Genomic DNA, 19,953 nt, shown 5'->3' on the forward strand with positions numbered 1-19,953 from the left:
CGCTATGAACGCCATCGTTGCCTACGCTCGTGTCTCGACCGGCCAGCAGAACTACCAGACACAGGTCGACCGGTTGAAGGCGGCAGGGGCCACTAAGGTCTTTGAGGAGAAGCGTTCGGGCCTCGATAAGGACCGCCCCGAGTTGGCCCGTTGCCTCGACTACGTGCGCGAGGGGGACATCCTCCTCGTGACCAAGCTCGACCGTCTCGCCCGCTCCACTGCAGACCTCTACGCCATCGTGACCAAGCTTGCGGAGAAGGGAGTGGCATTCAAGGTGCTGGACGATAGCGCCGTCGACACGTCCACGCGCACGGGCAAGCTCGTCATGGGCATCCTTGCCCTCATCGCCGAGTTCGAAACCGAGATCCGCCGAGAGAGGCAGATGGAGGGCATCGCGAAGGCGAAGGAAGAGGGACGCATGGGAGGCCGTCCGAAGCTCGTCACGGACGACGTACGGGCCACCATTCACCGTCTCAAGAACGATGGTCTGAGCATCCGCAAGATTGCCGCCGAGATCGGCCTGTCGAAGGCCACAGTGCAGAAGGTCGTGGCGCCGGTCGCTGCTGAATAAATTTTGGGTGTGACTGCGCTCGGTGCGGGCGCTTTCTTCGACCAGCGCGCGTGTGGTGGGGCGTATCGATCCTTTTTGGTCGCCGCCTTGAGATAGACGTTCAGCACCGCCGGGCGATCTACCCTTGGCATCAACGGATGTCTTGAAGCATCGGTTACTACGTATTCCACCCGGGGGCGGGATATACTCGGACCCGCTGAGCTTTCACAAGCACACTTAAGGCAAATGTCCACGACCGCCTTGCTTCAACGATAGAGTGTCGGCGACAATTTCCTCGACCAATCAATCGGCGATCATAGAGCTGACGAGCGACGGACCACTTCAAATGACTGTTCACTCCCGCAACATCCCCTTCCTGTTCGACTTTTACCTCTCTAACGCCGAGCCCACTCAGGCGCGTCTAGGACGACTAATCGACTACCTGCCCCATCGCGGGGGCATGACGCTCTACGCAGGCTGCTGGAGCCTCTGTGTCGACGTTCACGCCTTCCGTTGGGTCCTCAACCGTTCCCGCAGAACCGCCGCCTGAGGGACGCGCTAGCCATTCGCGCAGGTGGTCCGCTATCGCCGCGCTCTCATGGCCGATCACGCCGAAATTGTTCCTCCGGCGCCCCTTCTTCTGGCGCCGTCTGCGGATGTCGCGCAGCATCTCGGCATAGCTGGCATCAGTCTCGACCGACCCGAGACGCCACGCCTCAACGGTGTCCTGCACCTCGGCAGCGACTACCATACGGGCCTCCTCCCTCGTTAGTCCGCCTCCCCTTCCGTTGACCTTGAACAGGCGGTCGTAGTCCGTCGCCTCGTGCCTGACCGACGTGTCTACGAGGATGCCCGCAATCTCCCCGAGTCGTCCGTAGTGCCCTCGCTTGCGCGCCCGCTCAACAAGCCGCCAGCGCCACGCTTCGGGGCACCGTGGGTACAGCGCGGCAAGGTAGATGCCGAGCTGATCGAGGAAGGCGGCTTGGTCGTCAGCTGAGAGCAAAAGCCGTTCAGGTGGGCTGCGGTTCGCGCTCAACGGACGATTACCCGACCCTTCCAGAGACACCGTACGGCTTCCCCAGGCCATCAAGGCGCTGGTCGTCGATAACGAGCGGCGTCTTAGGTCGGATCATGAGAGCCTTTAGGCACCCCCACCTGATTACCCGGACCTTCCAGAGACGCGCGCGCCAATAAGTGCCGGCTCCCCTCCCAAATCGACCCGTCAACGGCCCGCCCGCTCTCCTGCGCGAGAGCCTTCGGCTACCCATTCTTGGAAACCCACCATGCAAGAAAACCTCAATCACCTCTTTCCAGCAGCGCGCCGCCGTCTCTTCGCGACGAATGACGAAAGCGGCAAACCAATCGTGTTGGTCAGCTTGACCAGAAATCGAACGGCTAAGGTAGACCGTGCGTCGTTCGAACGGCTGATGTTAATGGGTGTGACGCCGAACTGGAGCTTCAACCACAACGGTACCAATCATTCCTACGTCCGCGCCCATGTTCCCCCACGCCTTGGGTTCGGCAACACGGCCATGATCTCCCGCCTCATTCTCCCGCCCGCTGTTCGTGGAGTCGTGGTGCGACACCGTGACGGTGACCGGCTGAACTTGCAGCTCAGCAACCTGATCCTCTCTGAGCGGATGACCGGGGCGCAGGCTTGGGAGGCAACTATTCTCAACTTCATGGAGGCGGAGGAGAAGCGCCCGATTGTGCCGCAACCTACCGCCCTACCTCTGGATCTGGCGGGCTATCCACTACTGTGGCTTTGATCCAAGTCGACCGGCCTCCCGGTCCTCCAGGGGGACCAAAGCGTCCTCACCATGGGCGACCTCGAAGGCATGCGCGTCAAGGACCGCGAGGATGCTGTGGCAAAGGTCGTGAAGGAGAACGCGGAGCGCAACGAGCCCATGTTCCGCCTCGGCCCGCTCAAGATCGGCAAGCCCCGGTGGGCATGGTCCCAACAGGACTACGAGGACTTCAAGTCCAAGTGATTGAAGGGGCCGGTGGTCGAGAGGCTATCGGCCCCCTTGGGTGAAAAGGCGACGGCCCGGTTTCGGAGAACGAGCGATGGACAAGCTGCCGTCCGCGCGCGCCAGCTATGCGTCGTCAGGTAATATCCCCACGCCCTCGAACGGGTCGCCGTCGGGTAGGTACTGACGCTTCGAGCCGACCCAAAGCAGCATGCCGCCCCCAAGGTCGCAGACATAGGGTTGGCCGCTGCTTCCACCCGTCGCCTCGCCGACGATCCGAGCGCGTCGGTTGTCCTTGAAAGGAAGCACGAAGTCCTCGGCGGCAGAGAACGTGCCACGATCGATCAGGATCGTCATGGGACCACGGAATGCTCCGGTGGTGGGCTCAATCCAGGTGGGCTCCGTGATCTGCATCCGGGATGGCACACCCTCGGCACGTTCGAGGCCGCTTTGAACCAGCGTCGCGTGCCGCCAAAAACGGTATGGCACCGGCATCAGCGCAGCGACCAGATCGCAAGGCGTGTTGCCGCCAGCATTCCCGCGAACGTCGATCGTCAGGTGAACGTCGTCTGGAAGGTTCGCCACACACCGAATGGCTCTGGCTTCAAACTCCGGTGCCGCAAAGCTTGGAAGCGTCAATCGGAAGTCATGGTTCGGCTTGGTCCATCGTCCGCCCGGCTCCTGTGACTGATCCAGGCGTGCCATTCCCCGTCTGATGCGATGAGTTTCACCCCGACCGGTGAGCAGTTCGAACGTGTTCGGAAAGAGGTATGGCCGAGAGAATAGGCGATGCCTTCGCTCCCTCAGGCTGGACCCCGATACAAAGGGCAGCTTGGCATTCGCGAAGGCGTCGACCGCCTCGCCACTGATCTGTGCAAGCCAGTCACCGGGTTCCAGCCCCCTAACCACTGACTGCGTGACGACCCAGCCGTCATCCATCCATTGCGCATCGAACCCGATGGGCGCGCCGTGTTCCGCCCACAACCAGTTGTCACCGAAGGCGGTGTGTCCGTTGTTCAAGCTGGCGACGAAGCGCAGGGTCACGAGGTCGAATGTCAGACGATCAGGGGCAACGAGCGCTTCATCGAGGTAGGCGGCGAACTCATGGTCGAGATCGTAGTTCGGCACGGCTTCCCAGTGAGCGAACGTGGATCGCAGAGCCTCGTAGACCCGAGCAGCAATTATCGCTTTGCGCGCGGTAGGAAGGCTGATCGCGTTCATATGCTTGTCGCTTCGCCGATCGCGTTATAGCACAACGTTAGTAGACGCCCGCTTTAAATGAAGCCAGACACCGGCATAGACACCAATCTCGGGTCGATAGCGGCCCCATTACCCGCCCCTTACAGAAACACCTCACAGGCCTCTGACCTCACCCGTCAGGGGCCTTTTTCATTTCAGCACAGGAGGCCTCATGGCCAGCATCACGAACCTCGGGGGCGACCTCGCGGGCATCTCTCCGCGCGCCCGTGCGATGCTCGATGGGATGGCCGGTATCGACGGCCTCCCCGAGCTGCGCATCCGTTCCGGCTACCGCGACCCCGCCCGCAACGCGAAGGCCGGGGGCGCGAAGGGCAGCCAGCACATCCATGGCAACGCCCTCGACCTCGACATCTCGGGCTATACCGACGAGCAGAAGTCCGCCATCCTCGGCGCTGCCCGGGCGCACGGCGCGAACGGCGTGGGCATCTATCCCTCGGGCAACAGCCTGCACATCGACGTCCGTGACACCCCCTCCATGTGGGGCTGGAACCCCGCTGGCGCCTACGCGAAGGCTGACCTTGCCACCGCTCCGGCGTGGGCGAAGGGCCACCTGACGGCCATGCTAGGCGCCGTGGAGCGCGGGCCGCTGCCAGACCTGGCTGCCGCCCCCAAGGCGAACCGCAGGCTGCCGAGCTGGTGGAACACGCTGGAGCAGCACTCGGCTTCGGCAGGCGTCGACAGCGACACGCTCTACCGCTTCGGCGGTGCCGAGAGCATGTTCCGCAACATCGACAACCAGAGTGGCCCGGGCGGGAAGCCCTCGTCCACCGCGACCGGCCCCTTCCAGATTACGGACGGGACCTGGGGCGACCTCCAGAAGACCTACCCGCACCTCAACCTGACCGACCGGCGAGACCCGGAGCAGCAGGCCAAGGCGGCGCCCTACCTGCTTCGGCAGTATACGGACGACGTCCAGCGGCGGGTGGGCCGGAAGATCACGCAGGGCGAACAGTACCTCGCGTGGTTCCTCGGCCCCCGGGATGCTGCCAAGGTGCTGAATGCGCCGAAGGGAGCGAACCCGCTGGCCCTGGTCACCCCGGCCTCGGTCGCCTCGAACCCGACCGTCTTCAAGGGCATGACCACCGTGGACGAACTCCGCGCGTGGGCAGACCGGAAGATGACCGGCCCGGGGATCGATGGCGCTGCGGCCCCGGCTCCCGTGGACATGACCTTCACGGAGCAGTTCAAGGACGCCCGTCTGTCAATCTTGGACGCCGTCCCGAACGACCCCCTCTCACCCCGCGAGCGTGTCGCGCAGGAGCGGGCCATGGCGGGGGACGCATACTCCCTCGGCGAGGGCATCTACCGGGCGCTCGGCCAGGAGGCCACGGCGACGATCGGCAGCTGGCTGGCGCAAGGCCCCCAGGTCTCGGACCCGAACTTCCGGGTCACCCCCGAGATCCTCAAGGCCAAGGCTGCGGACATCCCCGACAAGTTCCTCGACTTCCTCGGGGGCTCCCTGTCGGATGCCGACTTCGACCGCCGTGCTGATCGCCTTCGCCAGGATCTTGAGATCCAGCGGAAGCTCGGCGCGATGGGCGGGACCGGCGTGGCGCTCCAGCTCGGGGCTGCCATCGTCGATCCGGCAGGCTGGCTCGCGGCCCTGGCGGCTGCTCCCATCGGGGGCGCCGTGAAGACCGGGCGGGTCGGCAAGATCCTCCTGGGGGCCGCTGAGGGCGCCGCTGGCAATCTCCTTCTGGAGGGCGCCGTGGCGGGCATCAAGCCGACCTGGGAGAGCGACCAGCTCATCTACGCGGGTGCCGGTGGGCTGATCTTCGGTGCCGCGTTCGGGGCCATCGGGAAGACCTCGAAGGACATCCTCGGGGACACCACCGCGCTGACCACGCAGGCGGACGAGGCGATGAAGCACATCGACGCCACGTTCGGCAGCTCCATCGGCGCCGCGCAGAACAACCTCGTGCGCTCCCCCGTCCGCACGGACACCGATGCCTTCATGACCCGCAACTTCGCGGACGCATACGGCAAGGGCGCCCTGTCGGCGGCTCGCTTCGATCTGACCGGCAAGCTCAAGGCTTCAGACAACCCGCTGGTCCGCGCGCTGGGTCACGTCTTCGCCGAGGAGTCGGTCGGCAACGCGGACGGCTCTGCCACCCTGCGGGCCGTGTCCGAGGATCAGGTGAAGCTCCAGAAGCAGAGCGAGGCCGTCTGGTATCGCGACCTGGGGGAGAACTGGCGGGACTACGCGAAGCGGAACGACCTCAACGCCTTCAAGGACGCCCACACGGGTGGCCTCGCCGACTTCAATCGGCAGGTGATGGACGCGGCCCGCAACACGGACCCGACCGCTCAGTTCGATCCTGCGGTGGCCCGACAGGCTGCCAGCTTCAAGGGCATCATGGAACGCTACCGGCGCCTCGCACAGGGCGACCGGCTGGAGTTCGACGGCACCATGCGCGCGCCCCTCCCGGGTTTCGCGAACCTGTCGTCGAGCGACAACTACGTCCCGCGCCTGATCCACTGGGGCAACTTCCGCGCCCTCGTGGACGAGCTGGGAACGGCTGGCCTGACGAAGCTCGTGAAGGGCGCCGTCCGGGGCGTGAACGCAGACCTCGACGAGGCCATCATCGACCGCATGGCCGAGGGCTACGTGAAGCGTCTGTCGAACGTCGAGGCGGGCCAGGAGCTGACCTCGGGTCGGATCTTCTCGTCCACGGATCTCGACGAGCTGCGCATGAACCTCGAAGGGGCTGGGCTCGCCCCGACCGACATCGAGGCCGTGCTGCGGCCCATGGCAACCAAGGACGCTAACGGCGCGGGCACAGCTCGCGGCAAGCGGCGGCAGCTCCTGAACGAGAACTTCTCGATGGCCCTTCCGACCAAGTCGGGGCAGCGGGAGGTCAAGCTGACGGAGCTGTTCGAGAACGACATGGACCGGGTCTTCCAGTCCTACAACCGCAATATGTCGGGGCAGATCGCCCTGGCTGGCCTGCGGATCAAGAACCCCAACTTCCGCCCCGATGAGGCCGACCTCCACCCGGAGTTCCTGATCGACGGCATCCACAACCGTGGTGACTGGGACAAGATCCTCAAGCAGGTGCGGGACGTCGCCTCGTCCGACCAGACCTCGCCCAAGGCTCGCGAGAGCGTGGACGCGGACATCGACCGCCTCCAGTTCCTCTATGACGGCATCGCTGGCAACGTGTCGAAGTTCGACGCCAGCAGCACCGCCAAGGGCATGCGCCTCGTGCGCGACTATATCTTCACCCGCGTCATGGGACAGGTCGGCTTCGCGCAGCTCGCGGAGATCGGCATGATCACCTCGGGCGTGGGGCTCAAGACCGCGATCAAGTCCATGCCGTCCCTCAAGGGCTTCCTTCGGGATGCCCGAGCGGGGCGCCTTGCGGACGAGGATGCGCGGGCTCTGGAGTGGATCTCGACGGGTGGCACCGACTGGATCAGGGGGATGTCGCACGTCGCCTCTGACGAGTTCGGCACTCCGCTGAACGTCGGCGGTGCGGCGGGCATGATGGACAAGGTCGAGGCGGGCATGAGCCGTCTGACCCGGGCGCAGTCCGCTGCCTCGGGCATGTCCTCGATCAACACCTACCTCCAGCGGTGGGCCTCGAAAGCGGCCCTCTACAAGTTCCTCGACATGAGCGAGGAGGGAGCCCGGGTGAACCGGAAGCGCATGCGTGTCCTCGGTCTCGACGACACCATGCAGGACCGGATCTTCGCGTCCATCAGGAAGCACTCCGGCGACATGGCCGGGGAATGGGAAGGCTCGCAGATGCGGCGCCTGAACATGGAGAAGTGGGACCCCGATGTCCGCGCCTCGTTCGAGCATGCCATCTTCCGATGGACCCGCAAGCTCGTGCAGGAGAATGACATCGGGCAGACGAACACCATCCTCGGCTCGTCGATCGGCAAGTTCGTCACCCAGTTCCGTGGCTTCATGTTCGGCGGCTGGACGAAGAACACGCTCCACAACATCCACATGCGGGACTGGGAGAGCCTGTCGTCGGTGATCACGACCATGACCTTCGGGGCCATGGCGTATACGGCGCAGCGGCACCTCCAGTCGCTGGGGCGGGCCGACCGGGACGAGTTCCTAGCTCGCGAGCTGGACACCAAGCGACTGATCGCCGCCTCGTTCCAGCGGGCCGGGTTCAGCTCCATGTTCCCCGCTGGCATCGACCAGATGGGCTACCTGCTCGGCTTCGACCCGCTGTTCGACACCCGGACATCAGGGACACCCTCGCGGGGCCTGACGTCCTTCCCCGCCATCAATCTCCTCGACGACACCATGAACGCCCTCCACGGGGTTTCCAGTGCCGCACGAGGGGAAACCTATCGGCGACAGGACGCTCGCGCCCTTTGGTCACTGGTGCCCTTCCAGAACACACTCCCGATGCTCTGGTTTTTCAACAACACCGTGGGGAGGCTGCCAGAAGGCTAGCCCCTCCACACCGACCGGCACGTCTCAGGCTTAGGCTTGGGCCGTGTCGGTTTTTTTCGTCTCGCCCGCCGCTCTTGCCTGCGCGGTCTCGACCAGAAACATAGCCATGGCTCCCGCTAGGTTCACAGCTAGCGACGCGTGGCGTGGAGCAGGACGAACGGGACGCGCTCCTTGCCCATGAGCATCGCCGATGCGGTTGCGCAGCGTTCCGAGACCGTTCACGACCTGCTGGCAACCACCGAGGATCGTTTTGAACGTGTCCTCGGTATGCTGTGAAGGAGCGAGTTGGAGGGCGGACGCCGTCCGATGATAGAGCTTCGGCAGGTCGTCGTTGGGGCCATAGGTCTCGCCGAGGGTTTCCAAGACGCGCTTGCACACGGTCTCCAGAAGCGTGCGCGCAGCCGTAACCGCCCCCTCGGGGTCTTCGGTACGCCGGTCGAGTGCGCGTCCCCAGGCCCTTTGGACTCCCTCGGGATCGAACGTTTGGAGAGCCGCTGTGATGGTCGGAGACGCTGGGTCGTCCGCGTACCGCTCAAGGTGATCAAAGAGGGGGCCGAACGCTTCCCATATGTGTGTCCGCCGCCCCTGGTAGGTCCCATCGATGCCCTTGAAGTATCCCCAAAGGGCGCCAGAGTTGCGTCGCTTGGCCACGAAGTCAGGAACGAGGTCTTTGGTTCGGACGTCGGACATCAGGGCGCGCCTTAGTTCGACGTAGCGGGCATCGTCGGCACCTCCCCCAGTCGCCAGATCGATCATCATCGACTGAAGTTCCTCGACCATATCAACGATCCGCATGGCCATCTAACTCGACTCCGTACAGTACCGAGTGGAGCATACTGCAAACTCGGCCCCGAAGCTTGGCTGGAAGCGTTGGCCCTTCCTTGAAGGAAGGGAGCGCGTGGCCTACAACATGACTGTTCAACAACGACGCGGCTGCGGGCTCTGAAACCCCTACGCCGTAGGACTTTGGGTGCCGGAAGGGCTCGTCCTTTCCTGGGCACCAATTCCCCTGATTGTTCAGGGAAGCCCGAGACTTAAGCGATTACAAGGGATTGCATGGGGCGGCCTGTACAACAGGACTGCACAACATGCCCCTTGCGATGGCCCGTCCGATGAAGCGTCCAGGTACTAAAAATCAGCAGTTCGTCCAGCGCATCCCGGCCGACGTGAAGGCGAAGGTTCGGGGCCTGAAGCTGGCGATCCCGCTCGGCTCGCAAACTGTCGCCATGACGGTCTCGCAGACCCTCCCCGACATTCGCCTTTCCCTTCGGACGACCGATGCCGCAGAGGCGCGAGCGCGGCAGGCCGCCATCACCGCCTATCTTGCAGGGGTCTGGCAGTCCGTGCGCGATGGACCCCGCAGGCTGACCCAGAAGGAAGCCGTGGCGCTCGCTGGCGAAATCTACCGCGAGTTCGTGGAAGCCATCGAAGACGATCCCGGCAAGCCCGAGACGTGGGCGCGGGTGGAGGCGGCGAACATCGCAGCGACCCAAGGGAGGTTCGGCCGCGCCGCCCTGATGATCGCTGATGATGACACGATCCGCCAGAAGAGTATGGAGGAGCGGTTCGGCTTCTGGGCTGACAGCAAGCTCGCAACCCTCGGCTTCCTTGTCGATGACGAGAGCCGCAGGCGTGTCATCGAAGAGACCGGGAAGGCCATGCGGAACGCCGCAGAGGACCTAATGCGCAACGCTGACGGTGACTACGGGCCGGACACGCGCACCCAACGCTTCCCCGAGTGGTCCCCGCCGAAGGCTGATCCCGCGCCCGCGCCCGCGCCGGCCGCCAAGGCGAAGAGCAAGGAAGATGGCACCTCTCTTCAAACGCTCTTGACCCGGCTGGCGAAGGAACGCGGCTACGCGCCAAAGACCGTGTCGGAGTGGACCCGCAGCGTCCAGAGCTTGACGGACCACGCCAATACGACCGATGCCGCTGCCATCACCGCAGACCACATCATCGCTTGGATGGACGCGCTTGTGGACAGAGACCTAAGCGCGAAGACGATCAACGAAACCTACTTCGCCGCCATCAAGGCGATCTACCGATGGGCGCGGGGCAAACGCTACGTCCCCGTCAATCCGACCTCGGACGTCCTGAAGATACACCGCAGGGATGAAAAGCCGGGGTTTCGCGGGTTCACTACGGCAGAGGCAGAAGAGGTCTTGAGCGCAGCCCTCAACCAGACCATGCCGATGCGCCGTTGGGTTCCATGGCTCATGGCCTACAGTGGGGCACGAGCCGGAGAAGTTCTTCAGCTCCGTAAAGAGGACGTGCGTCAGGACGCGGACACGGGCATTTGGCTGATGGACTTTGCTCCCAACGCGGGCCGAGTGAAGAACAAGGGCTCACGACGCATCGTCCCCCTTCACGACCACCTGATTGAGCTGGGGTTCGTCGCATGGGTCGAGAAGATGCCGGCCGGTCGGTTGTTCTACGAGGACCGTGAGGGCGAGGGAACGGACGGAAAGCGTTCTCGGAGGTCCATGGCCGTGACCCAGATGGGCAACTGGATACGAGACGACCTCAAAATCGAAGCGGTGCGTGCGAAAGAGGTCCAGCCGAACCACGGTTGGCGTCATCGGTTTACCCTTGAGATGACGGACTTGGACGTGTTGGAGACACGAAGGAAGCGGCTGACGGGCCATAGGCTGGAAGGCCAGGACAACCGCTATGTCGGGAAGCTGAACCTCACGCGGCTTGCTGAAGCGGTGAACCTCATTCCGCGCTTCCTGACGACCTCGAAGACCCCCGGATAAAACTGGGGAAAATTTCGGAGACGCCTACTCTACCAGGGATGCGGATGCGTGCCCCCCATGGGGTGGCCGGCCGCTCCATTACACCGAGACAGGTGACGCCCTCATCCAAACTTCGCGGGCCTCCTCGACACTCACCCATTGCCGCCTCTCCGCGATGAGCCGATGGATCAATCGATGGCAGCACGCGCATAACAAGGCCATGTCCCGCACCTTTATCTTTCGCAGATCGCCTTGGCCGAGCGGCAAAATGTGATGGGCTTCAAATGCAGCGTCTCGGATTGACGCCGGCACGTCGCGGAAGTCCTCATCGCACATGTCGCAGCGCAGATTGCCCTTCGCGTGGCGGTCCTTCAGTAGGGCACCTCGCAAGCCTGCGTTCCGTTCTCGGATGAGATGGACGCGAGTGAGTACCTTGCCCTCGAAGAACCCTCGCTCCTCATCCTCGTCTTTGGCGAAAGCTTGCTCTGCGTCGATCGCGCTCGTGATGCTGGCGGCGAGTTGCCGGACCTGTTCGGGGTCGGAGCCAAGCTCGGCCCATGTATCACGGTCCATCTGCGAGACGTTGCCGAGCCCCTTGCCCGTCGCAACCTGACGTATGTTCTGGAGCTTGAAGGCCACCCCATCGGGGTTTCGGAACGTCGGCTTGCGAGCTTCGTCTGCATGATACGGGACGCGGCGAAGGAGGCTGGACAAGGCGACCACACGCGGGTCATTCGGTCCCGGAATTCGATCGGCACAGTCTAGATACAACGCCATCGCCAGGATCGTCTCATCCCTAGTCCACCGAGGGTTGCCGTGCCCCTGTGTAACCGCCATGCGTGTTCCCTACCGCGTTGTCGCCGTTAGTTGGCCTAAACGTCCTCAGAGAAAAAGTCTTCGTCCAGGCGTTTGAACTCGATAGTCCGGCTGGTCCTCACGCCCACACCATGTTCAACCATAAGGGCGGTCAATTGATCGCCGTCAACGAGAACTACGCGTTGCGGCAGGTGCCGCACAAAGTCCTTGGCTTGAGTGCTAAAGCTTGAGGTTGTCACGAAAACGCCCTTTGTCGCGCCGAACCCGACGAGGCTTCCAACGAACGCCTGTACGTCTGGACGCCCAACGCCGTTAGCTCGGGCGTAGCGCTTGGCCTGAACATAGACCCGATCAAGCCCAAGCCGGTCCTCGTTGATCACGCCATCTACGCCCCCATCGCCAGCTCTTCCGAGTTGGGTGGCTGCGTTGAGATGAGTGCCGCCATACCCCATCGACACCAGAAGATCGACTATCAACCGCTCGAAGAACTCCGGAGTATTTTGGAGGATGCGCTCGAGTAGGTCAGCCTGAAGTGCCGACTGCATCGCTGCGAAAGCGTGTTCAATTTGCTCCTCTGGCGTCACCCCCTCTGCATCCAGGGTCTCGATGACGGGAGCCGTTGGAGGAGCTTCACCTTGCCGGTCGATGCTATTTCCAGCGTTCGCGTAGAAGGCTTGAAATGCGGGGTACCTCATCAGCACGGAAACATCGATCCGCGTGGGTTGGGTCGCTAGCAGCGCCCTCCCTGCATCTGATGCAATGAAACGACCCCGAGCGGGAGAGAGAACCAACTCGGCTTTGGACATGTAAAACTTTGCCCAATGAACCCGGTTGTGAAGCAGCCGCTGCCGTCCGCTCGGAAGCATTTGCTCTCTTTCGGCCGGGGTGAGTTGGAGCCTGTCAGCGATGTGTTCGGCAACCTCAGGCACACGCCTTTCCCCTTGAGCGGCCAACTGCAGCACGGGAAGCATCAGGAACTGATAGTCGGGAATAGCCATGAGGACACGGATAGCACGTAGACAGGTCGTCCGAACACGCCTTCGGGCGGGTACCGTTCCACTGGGCAAGGTCATGCGGACCGTTCCAGAACCGACCCGCAGCCGTTCCACATGGATGGTCATTGACTTTCGGGACGGGCAAGGTAGGTAGGTCTAGACCTCAGTGGAACGGCAGGACCCCTCACATGCTCATCGGCTACGCTCGCACCTCGACGCTTGAACAGGAAGCCGGCCTGGAGGCGCAGAAGCGAGACCTACGGGCGGCCGGCTGCGAGGAGGTCTATGCCGAACGGGTCTCCTCCGTGGCCGCAGAGCGCGGCAAGCTGCAAGCCGCGATCAAGTTCGGCCGTAAGGGTGACACGCTCGTGGTGACGAAGGTGGACCGACTGGCGCGGTCGGCGGCCGGCCTGTGGGACATCGTGCAGGAGCTGGAAGCGAAGGGCGTCAGCCTGCGGGTCCTGAACCTCGGGGGCGACACCGTAGACACCCGCAGCGCCACCGGCAGGCTCATCCTCACAGTCTTCGCGGGCTTCGCCCAGTTCGAGCGGGAGATGATGCTGGAGCGGCAGCGCGAGGGCATCGCGAAGGCGAAGGCCGAAGGCAAGTACAAGGGCCGCCAGCCGACTGCACAGGCGAAGGCAGAGAAGGTCCGGGCGCTCGCAGCGGAAGGCATGAGCATGGGCCAGATCGCGGCGCAGCTCGGCATCGGCAAGGGCTCGGTCCACCGCATCCTCACCGCGAAGTCGGCCGATCAGGCTGCGTAGGTGTAGTCCCCAGGGGCCGTCAGGAGCCCGCTGACGGCTTGCGAGGGAGAAGCGCAGCTCGCCGAGCAATGGACCGCCAGCACGAGTAGGGTTTGAAGTAATCGTCCCAGATGTGGGAAGGTTTATTTTGTTGTGTTCTAGATTTTTCTACGGTAATCCTCAATTGACTTCGCGAGGGCGAAGATCGATAAGGGGGATCGCATGAAGGTGGAATGTAGCCGGTCTTGGTTGCTTGTGGAGATGCAGAGGTTCGCCTTCACGATCATCTGGCCGGGAAGTCCTGCGGCGGGCTGCTTCAGCTTTCCCGACGACCGAAGCTTCGGGTGGACCACGGAAGACGCTGGCGGGCCTGGGGCGCGGGAGACGCGGTTCTTCCTGGGGCGGGTCTTCGCGACCTTGGAGCGGAAGCCGGTCGGCCTGAAGCTCGCGTAGCGAGCACGACCGCAGGGCAGTGCCGGGCTATGAAGGGATAGGCGCAGTCACTGCACCGACGATCCGGAGCCGATTGACCGACACCACTAGCCCAGGCGGCCGGCGAGCCGTGAAGAGACAGGTGCAGTCACTGCACTTGTCGAGCATTGGGCGGACGAAGTAGCTCGCTGCGGCGGGTGTGGAGTTACCCGCCACCTCAAGGAAGAAAGCGGAGCCGGGGAGCCGGTTCATCCTTGAGCTGCGACGAGATGTTCGGTGGGTCCGTGCCTCTCCATCTGTTTCCGCCCAGGTGCAGTCACTGCACCGATGCTGGAACACAGCGCATCAAAACCCTCCACCACCTGTAGAAGAGCCCGCCGATAACCGTGCGGTCTTCCTCTTCGGTCGCCCTCTACTGGGCCGGCCGTCCCATCAATCATGACGCCATGCAGCCGGCGCTTCTGGGCTCACCAGGGCGTCAGGAAGGCTGCGCGTCCAGAAGAAGGACCAGTCCACCATGACAGACACCACGACCTTCAATGCCCCTCCTGTGGCACCTGGGGGTACACTCATGACAACCCGAGGGAAGCCGTCCGCCGATACCTTCAAGGCGTATGTGGATGGCTCTTCGCTCAACAACCCCGGGCCGGCCGGCTGGGCCGTTGTCCTTCTGGAGAGGGAAGCCCCTGGAACGCCCATCACTCGCCGCGCTTTGGTCGGCTCGGAGGAAAGGGCAACGAACAACGTCATGGAACTGGAGGCGGCGACGAGGGCGCTCACGGCTCTCCCACTGGATGCCCGAGGGACCATCTGGAGCGACAGCACGTATGTCGTGGACGGGGCGAATGAATGGGTCCCGAAGTGGGAGCGGAACGGCTGGAAGAAGAGCAAGAGCAAGCCGGTCGCGAACGTGCCGGAATGGCTGCGGCTGGTGGCAGAGTGGAGGCGACGCCCAGGCGTGAAGTTCGCGTGGATGCGAGGCCACGCCGGCCACCGCTACAACGAACTGGCCGACACCCTCGCCAACGCTGAAGCGCAGAAGGTCCGGGCTGGGCTCCCTGCCGTTGCCGGCCTGGAGTACGACCTGTGAGCCACGCCGGGGAGAGCTTCAGTGTCCGCGTGGCGGACCTTGTGATGGACGAGAGCTATCAAGTCCGCGCCCAGCTGGATGATGGGGCAGTCAGTCGCTACGCCGATGCCATGCGGAGCGGCCAGGAGTTCCCGCCCATCTCCATCGCAAGGGTCGGCGGTGCGGTCGTCATCGTTGATGGGTTCCACCGCGTCACTGCCGCCAGGAAGATCAGGCGGGAGACGATCACTGCCGTTCTCGTAGAGCGGGACGAAGCGGAGCTTCAGTGGCTCGCCGCCGAAGCCAACCTCAAGCACGGTGTCCCCCTGAAGAGGGGCGAGGGACGGAAGCTCCTTACGGCCTACGTCCGCGCCGGCCGTCACCGCAACGGGACACGGCGGGTGAAGTCCTCACGGGACATCGCGAAGGACCTTCATGGGCTCGCCTCCCATTCCATCATCCTGCGATGGATGAAGGCGGACTTCCCCGAGGTCGCCAGACGGATGACGGAAAGGCGCGTGAAGAACACGGGCGTGGGCGATGACGGTATCCCCAGGGTAGACCTTGAGGAGAAACGGCAGGGAGCCGCGCTGGTCGCCATCGATCACCTTATCGCGCACTCGCGGGGGATCATCGATCCGGAACGCAGAGGGATCGTGTTGGCGAAGCTTCGGGCGGCCCTGGAGGAGGTCGAAGGGGCCGGCGAGTGGGAACCGATGGCGGCAACCGCAGCCGACGACGGGTTCTGATGAGAGGTGTAAACTTTTAACAGTACAAGCAACAGGATCAAGGCCAAGTGGTTGGCGATGCTAGCGAAATCGCCAACCGCCTCCGATGCGGCAACGCTTTAAGGAACGCACAGCGAACCGCCAGCCACGCTCCGCTTCCGCCGCACGCGAGCGCACCATCACTTCGATGCGACGATCTTAGCAACCTGCTTAGGATAGTCGGCTATTGCCTTATCCAGTCTGTCAAGGATCGGCTTGAACAGTGAAAAATCGTACTTCGCAACGTTCTCGGCTACAACCTTTTCCGCGAGAACCCTCTTACCGTAATGCAATGTGTCCGACCACTTCTTGCCTTGGTAAGTCGCATTCCCTCCAGGGTGAAACGTCTTGCCATCAAGCTTCACTGATTTTGCCGTTGGATCAACGAAATCTTCGATACAAGACTGAGATTTCACGTCCGGGACAGGCGTGAAGATGACGTACAGATTTTTTGTTGCATGAGTAAATTCCATCATCTTTATGTCTTGACTGATAACTTTTTTTCCGCGGAGAATTTGCATTGTAGCATTTGCGCCGCTATCATTATCCATGAAAAGGATGACGGGCTGGGACGGATACCTATCCCCAACCATCGCCATGTTCACATCCCAGTTTTGAAGGAACGTTTTTAGCTGATCTGAGCCACCTTGCAGTCCGGTAAAACGACCTATGACGGGCGTGAAACGAAGGAACCGAATTGCCGGCAACCCTTCCTTACTTGGTGCAAGGTTTGCAAACTGGTGACCGAACTTGGCGAGTGCGATCCGCAGGTAGACATAATCAGTGTCACCCTCGCAGATGACGATTGGCCTGTCGTGGGCGAAAAACCGTTCGTAGTAGATAAGTCGCTTCAGAAGGAGTTCTGGTCCCTTCATCAAACTCATTGCAGGCAGCTCTATGCCTGATTTCCTCCGAGCATGAAAAACATGTTCAGCGTGGCCGATCAGCTGTTTTAGTTCGAGCTTTCGAGCCATCGTATAAACCTTGACGGTCCGCGGATCATGGCGCGAAGCTATACCCTTCTTGAACATGCTGTCGCAGGCCGCTCGGAGCCACTTGTAAGTATCACGGTTAACGCTGACTTGCTTGTTGACTACAAGTCCTGTGACGACTTGGCGTGTTCCCTTTAGGGCCATTCTCGTTTTTGCGTGGTTCAGAAAGAAGCCGGATTGGACGACGATCTTTTCGAACTCGTCCCCTGCGATCCAACATTCATTGTCGAGTTTTGCGATTGCCTCCGGAAATGCTGTCGTATTCGATGAGAAGGTCAGGTCGTCAGCGTAGCGGGAATACCGACAGTCACACCGCTGCGCGAGTTTGCGCAAGCGTAGATCGAGTGGACGCGTCAGTAAGTTTGAAATCACGGGAGAGCATGGGCTTCCTTGCGGCAGGAACGTCCCTCCAGCCCCATCAGGATGGGTCGCTAAGTTAGCGATAAGATTTGCGACTTTTGGATGGAGCTGAAAGTCACTGCTCTTTTCAAAGAACTTACAAACTCGTCCAAAATGAAGTGAGGGGAAAAAATCTTGGAGGTCGAAGTTGACGACGAACCGCTTGCGCCTGTGAACCCACGCATTCGAAAAAATTGAACGCTTTGGATGGAAAGCGTGTGAAACGGGGCGCTGGACACCGCTTTTAGTTTCAATCTCGATTAGGCATTCTTGTAGCACCGCCGCCAAAGCGCTCTGTACGAACTTAAGACGGTCGTTGGGAGCGTGGATTATCCTAACGCCTCCCGAGGATTTTGGTATCGTGAAGACCGCATACCGGACCGGCATGGGTATCCCGTACAGAGCATGGGTAAGGTGCTTCAGCTGCACGCCCAGTAGCATTGCTAGGCCGAGCTTACCCTTGCATGCCTTAAGCCTCTCAAGGGTGCTTTCGGAAGGCAAACTAGACATGACGCGGTTTACAGGCACTCTCTATGCACCCCAGGACCCATCGACCCGTCGTGATCGCCAGATGCTGAGGCAATGCGGGAGACTTTTATGTTACTTGTTGCGAAACACAACAACGGATCTGCCTGTAAACCGCCAAATCCACATAGCAACTTTGCTGCGAAAAGGCCAGGCGCTACCGCCCAACGAAACTCGATGGCTAGCTTCCTGAATGCCGTCGGTGACCGCTTGCGAGTAGGGTTCTTCAGCCCTACAACACGACTGTACAACAGCGTCGGGTTTCTCCCCCTGAGAACGCTTGTATCGCAGGGCTTTCAGCCTCTCGAAGGCCCGTCCTTTCCTGGGCACCAATTCCCCTGATTGTTCAGGGAAGCCCGAGACTTAAGCGACATCGGTGGTAGGGTCGGCAGCCTGTCGAACGGGACTGTTCAACAGTGCCCTTCGCTATGTGCAGTGCGCTGCGGCGTTCGACCACCACATTCCATCAGTTCGTCCAGCGCATTCCAGCCGATCCGAAGGGAGGGAGGGCGCCGGATGACGCAAGTCGTTTCGATCGGCGAAGTGGGCGTGGCACTTATCGTCTGCGCGAAAGTGCATGACATCCGCCCTGTCGCTCCGTACGCGCGGCCCTGTAGTCCGCGTGAGAACGGCTATGTCGAGAGCTTCAACGTTCGCTCCCGCGACGAACGTCTCGACGGCGAGATTTTCGGCAGCCTCCGCGTGGCGCAGGCCGTCATCGAAAGCTGGCAATCACGCCGCCAACCCCGAACCAGCTTTCCAACCGGACCGCTCGGTGGAGACCGATCAGCGTCCGCTCCGGGGCCCGCGGCGCTGCCTCGCGTCGCCCTCGGCCCGATCGTCGTCGAGAGCGCCGGCCATGCGCCGAAGCGTTTCGTCGCCACGCGCGAAGTGGTGGATCAGCGCCATGGAGACGTGGCCGGCGATCAGCGCGGCGAGGGTCCAGGCCAGCGGACCGTGCAGGAGATCGGCCGGCGCGACCAGCCATTCCATCGTGACGCCGGTCGCCGGAATCAGCGCGATCTCCCAGAGCTCGTAGCCCTTCCCGTTCCCGTAGGCGCGCGCGAGCGCCAGGCCCGGCACGAGGAGCATCAGGGCGTAGAACGCCCCGTGAACGCCGGCGCGCAGACGTCCGAGGGCTGTCGGCGCATCTCTCGGCCGCCGCCGACGCTCGACGAGGCTCCAGGCCATTCGGGGCAGCAGAAGCGCGAGGATCAGGACGCCGACGGTGCCGTGGTACGGCCCCAGGAGCGAGACGGCGCGCATCACCGGCCCGTCGCCGAGCCAGCGCCAGCCGAGCAGCGTCGCGAACTGCCAGAGCAGGAGATACGCGGCCGCCCAATGGAGGGCCCGGCTGACGAGGCCGTAGCGTTGCGGGGTATCGCGCAGGCGGCCGGCGCCGATCATCGTGTCGCTCGACCCCGTCACGCCAGGAGGTGTTCGGAGAGGATCGAGGCACCGAGGCCGACGAGGGCGATCCCGGCGACGGCCTCCGCCGCGCGGCCGAAGCGCTCGCCGATCAGTCGCCCGACCAGCATCCCACCCGACGACATCAGGAAGGTCGTCAGCCCGATCGCCACCGCGATCACGGCGATGTTGATGTCGAGGAACGCCAGCGACACGCCGACCGCCATGGCGTCGAGGCTCGTGCCGACGGCGGTTGCCAGGAGGACGGTGGTCGAGCGGCCGAGCGGCGCCTCGTCCGCGTCCTTGCCGGCGAGCGCCGAGAACAGCATGTGCAGCCCGACGGCGGCGAGCAGGCAGAACGCGATCCAGTGGTCCACCGCCGCGACGACGCTGCTGGCGGCGACGCCCGCGGCCCAGCCGAGAACGGGGGTGATCGCCTCCACGACGCCGAACACCGCACCCGTGCGCAGCGTCTCGGAAAAGCGCGGCCGCCCGATCGCGGCGCCCCGTCCGACGGAGACCGCAAAGGCGTCGACCGACATGCTCACGGCCAGGACGGCAATGGTGAAGGGTGACATGACGACGATCCGACGGACGGGCGGAGCGGGGCTCCCGCCGCACCTGTCCGCATGCGGTGAAACGGTCGCCACGGTCTTGCTGGGCCTCTTCGGCTGGGCGCGCCACGCGCCGATGCGCGAGCCTGTTGACGCGCCCCCGTTCCACGAACGGTAGCTACTCCCCGATACGCGGGGCGTACGCAATGGACGGTAAAAAGTCAAATCGGAACAATAACTTGCATGTTTCTGATTTGCATTTGCAACTGACCGATCGCCTCGGCGCAATTCTCGTCGAACGTAGCGGAGAGGCGGTCGC

At 62.8% G+C, this 19,953-nt stretch carries 16 protein-coding genes, 1 pseudogene and 1 riboswitch; of the genes and pseudogenes, 9 read left to right on the top strand and 8 right to left on the bottom strand.

Annotated elements, in window-relative coordinates:
* Window positions 1–4 precede the first annotated feature (4 nt).
* Window positions 5–571, top strand: a complete 567-nt coding sequence (locus D3218_RS13630; protein ID WP_119540645.1) for a recombinase family protein — start codon at window positions 5–7, stop codon at window positions 569–571.
* Window positions 572–980: 409 nt separating this feature from the next.
* Here the strand turns inward: D3218_RS13630 and D3218_RS13635 are convergent, their stop codons facing one another.
* The gene (locus D3218_RS13635) at window positions 981–1,586 is read right to left on the bottom strand and encodes a DUF2293 domain-containing protein (RefSeq protein ID WP_245415043.1); all 606 of its coding nucleotides are present in this window, start codon (window positions 1,584–1,586) and stop codon (window positions 981–983) included.
* 247 nt (window positions 1,587–1,833) lie between these two features.
* Here D3218_RS13635 and D3218_RS13640 point away from each other — a divergent pair, with 247 nt between their 5' ends.
* Window positions 1,834–2,319, top strand: a complete 486-nt coding sequence (locus D3218_RS13640) for a hypothetical protein (protein ID WP_136625104.1) — start codon at window positions 1,834–1,836, stop codon at window positions 2,317–2,319.
* 51 nt (window positions 2,320–2,370) lie between these two features.
* Window positions 2,371–2,541 (top strand): hypothetical protein, encoded by a 171-nt coding sequence (locus D3218_RS19795; protein ID WP_168990523.1) that lies wholly within the window; start codon window positions 2,371–2,373, stop codon window positions 2,539–2,541.
* Window positions 2,542–2,646: 105 nt separating this feature from the next.
* On the opposite strand, the gene D3218_RS13645 is transcribed toward D3218_RS19795, so the two are convergent.
* Window positions 2,647–3,741, bottom strand: coding sequence for a S41 family peptidase (locus tag D3218_RS13645; RefSeq protein WP_119540648.1), 1,095 nt, complete (start codon window positions 3,739–3,741; stop codon window positions 2,647–2,649).
* 190 nt (window positions 3,742–3,931) lie between these two features.
* Here D3218_RS13645 and D3218_RS13650 point away from each other — a divergent pair, with 190 nt between their 5' ends.
* Window positions 3,932–8,197: a D-Ala-D-Ala carboxypeptidase family metallohydrolase gene (locus D3218_RS13650; RefSeq protein WP_119540649.1), complete on the top strand. Its 4,266-nt coding sequence runs from the start codon at window positions 3,932–3,934 to the stop codon at window positions 8,195–8,197.
* A gap of 30 nt (window positions 8,198–8,227) precedes the next feature.
* Here D3218_RS13650 and D3218_RS13655 read toward each other — a convergent pair whose 3' ends face one another.
* Window positions 8,228–8,998 carry an abortive infection family protein gene (locus tag D3218_RS13655; RefSeq protein WP_119540650.1) on the bottom strand — a complete coding sequence of 257 codons (771 nt, stop codon included), beginning with the start codon at window positions 8,996–8,998 and terminating at the stop codon, window positions 8,228–8,230.
* Window positions 8,999–9,285: 287 nt separating this feature from the next.
* On the opposite strand from D3218_RS13655, the gene D3218_RS13660 reads away from it, so the two are divergent.
* Window positions 9,286–10,953, top strand: a complete 1,668-nt coding sequence (locus tag D3218_RS13660; RefSeq protein WP_119540651.1) for a site-specific integrase — start codon at window positions 9,286–9,288, stop codon at window positions 10,951–10,953.
* 78 nt (window positions 10,954–11,031) lie between these two features.
* On the opposite strand, the gene D3218_RS13665 is transcribed toward D3218_RS13660, so the two are convergent.
* Entirely contained in the window at window positions 11,032–11,769 is a 738-nt protein-coding gene (locus D3218_RS13665) for an HNH endonuclease (RefSeq protein WP_119540652.1), read from the bottom strand.
* A 35-nt stretch (window positions 11,770–11,804) separates the two neighbouring features.
* A complete protein-coding gene (locus D3218_RS13670) occupies window positions 11,805–12,746 on the bottom strand; it encodes a restriction endonuclease (protein ID WP_119540653.1) in 942 nt (313 codons plus the stop codon).
* A 185-nt stretch (window positions 12,747–12,931) separates the two neighbouring features.
* Between D3218_RS13670 and D3218_RS13675 the strand changes: the two genes are divergently transcribed.
* The 3 genes from D3218_RS13675 (at window position 12,932) to D3218_RS13690 (ending at window position 15,739) form a co-directional block, all read left to right on the top strand.
* Complete coding sequence (locus tag D3218_RS13675) at window positions 12,932–13,510, top strand: recombinase family protein (RefSeq protein ID WP_119540654.1); 579 nt, start codon at window positions 12,932–12,934, stop codon at window positions 13,508–13,510.
* A gap of 928 nt (window positions 13,511–14,438) precedes the next feature.
* On the top strand, window positions 14,439–15,011 hold the full coding sequence (locus tag D3218_RS13685; protein WP_119540656.1) for a ribonuclease H family protein: 573 nt from the start codon (window positions 14,439–14,441) through the stop codon (window positions 15,009–15,011).
* A gap of 44 nt (window positions 15,012–15,055) precedes the next feature.
* Window positions 15,056–15,739 carry a ParB N-terminal domain-containing protein gene (locus D3218_RS13690; protein WP_136625105.1) on the top strand — a complete coding sequence of 228 codons (684 nt, stop codon included), beginning with the start codon at window positions 15,056–15,058 and terminating at the stop codon, window positions 15,737–15,739.
* A 158-nt stretch (window positions 15,740–15,897) separates the two neighbouring features.
* Here the strand turns inward: D3218_RS13690 and D3218_RS13695 are convergent, their stop codons facing one another.
* Window positions 15,898–17,658: a retron Ec67 family RNA-directed DNA polymerase/endonuclease gene (locus D3218_RS13695; RefSeq protein WP_119540658.1), complete on the bottom strand. Its 1,761-nt coding sequence runs from the start codon at window positions 17,656–17,658 to the stop codon at window positions 15,898–15,900.
* A 621-nt stretch (window positions 17,659–18,279) separates the two neighbouring features.
* Here D3218_RS13695 and D3218_RS13700 point away from each other — a divergent pair.
* Window positions 18,280–18,405, top strand: a pseudogene (locus D3218_RS13700) (integrase core domain-containing protein); the annotation flags it as partial.
* Between the two features lie 54 nt (window positions 18,406–18,459).
* On the opposite strand, the gene D3218_RS13705 reads toward D3218_RS13700, so the two are convergent.
* Entirely contained in the window at window positions 18,460–19,101 is a 642-nt protein-coding gene (locus tag D3218_RS13705; RefSeq protein ID WP_245415044.1) for a cytochrome b, read from the bottom strand.
* Entirely contained in the window at window positions 19,098–19,658 is a 561-nt protein-coding gene (locus D3218_RS13710) for a manganese efflux pump MntP (RefSeq protein WP_119540660.1), read from the bottom strand. Before D3218_RS13710 ends, D3218_RS13705 begins: the two co-directional genes overlap by 4 nt.
* Window positions 19,659–19,717: 59 nt before the next feature.
* Window positions 19,718–19,833, bottom strand: a riboswitch (yybP-ykoY riboswitch).
* Window positions 19,834–19,953: the final 120 nt, after the last annotated feature.

This window comes from Aureimonas flava, from assembly GCF_003583935.1.
GTDB classification, from domain to species: domain Bacteria; phylum Pseudomonadota; class Alphaproteobacteria; order Rhizobiales; family Rhizobiaceae; genus Aureimonas; species Aureimonas flava.

Bases quoted from the DNA above. Each gene is read 5' to 3' on its own strand.
- D3218_RS13650 (WP_119540649.1), top strand. From the start codon at position 3,932: ATGGCCAGCATCACGAACCTCGGGGGCGACCTCGCGGGCATCTCTCCG.
- D3218_RS13645 (WP_119540648.1), bottom strand. From the start codon at position 3,741: ATGAACGCGATCAGCCTTCCTACCGCGCGCAAAGCGATAATTGCTGCT.
- D3218_RS13670 (WP_119540653.1), bottom strand. From the start codon at position 12,746: ATGGCTATTCCCGACTATCAGTTCCTGATGCTTCCCGTGCTGCAGTTG.
- D3218_RS13675 (WP_119540654.1), top strand. From the start codon at position 12,932: ATGCTCATCGGCTACGCTCGCACCTCGACGCTTGAACAGGAAGCCGGC.
- D3218_RS13630 (WP_119540645.1), top strand. From the start codon at position 5: ATGAACGCCATCGTTGCCTACGCTCGTGTCTCGACCGGCCAGCAGAAC.
- D3218_RS13710 (WP_119540660.1), bottom strand. From the start codon at position 19,658: ATGTCACCCTTCACCATTGCCGTCCTGGCCGTGAGCATGTCGGTCGAC.
- D3218_RS13695 (WP_119540658.1), bottom strand. From the start codon at position 17,658: ATGTCTAGTTTGCCTTCCGAAAGCACCCTTGAGAGGCTTAAGGCATGC.
- D3218_RS19795 (WP_168990523.1), top strand. From the start codon at position 2,371: ATGGGCGACCTCGAAGGCATGCGCGTCAAGGACCGCGAGGATGCTGTG.
- D3218_RS13640 (WP_136625104.1), top strand. From the start codon at position 1,834: ATGCAAGAAAACCTCAATCACCTCTTTCCAGCAGCGCGCCGCCGTCTC.
- D3218_RS13655 (WP_119540650.1), bottom strand. From the start codon at position 8,998: ATGGCCATGCGGATCGTTGATATGGTCGAGGAACTTCAGTCGATGATG.
- D3218_RS13660 (WP_119540651.1), top strand. From the start codon at position 9,286: ATGCCCCTTGCGATGGCCCGTCCGATGAAGCGTCCAGGTACTAAAAAT.
- D3218_RS13665 (WP_119540652.1), bottom strand. From the start codon at position 11,769: ATGGCGGTTACACAGGGGCACGGCAACCCTCGGTGGACTAGGGATGAG.
- D3218_RS13685 (WP_119540656.1), top strand. From the start codon at position 14,439: ATGACAGACACCACGACCTTCAATGCCCCTCCTGTGGCACCTGGGGGT.
- D3218_RS13690 (WP_136625105.1), top strand. From the start codon at position 15,056: ATGGACGAGAGCTATCAAGTCCGCGCCCAGCTGGATGATGGGGCAGTC.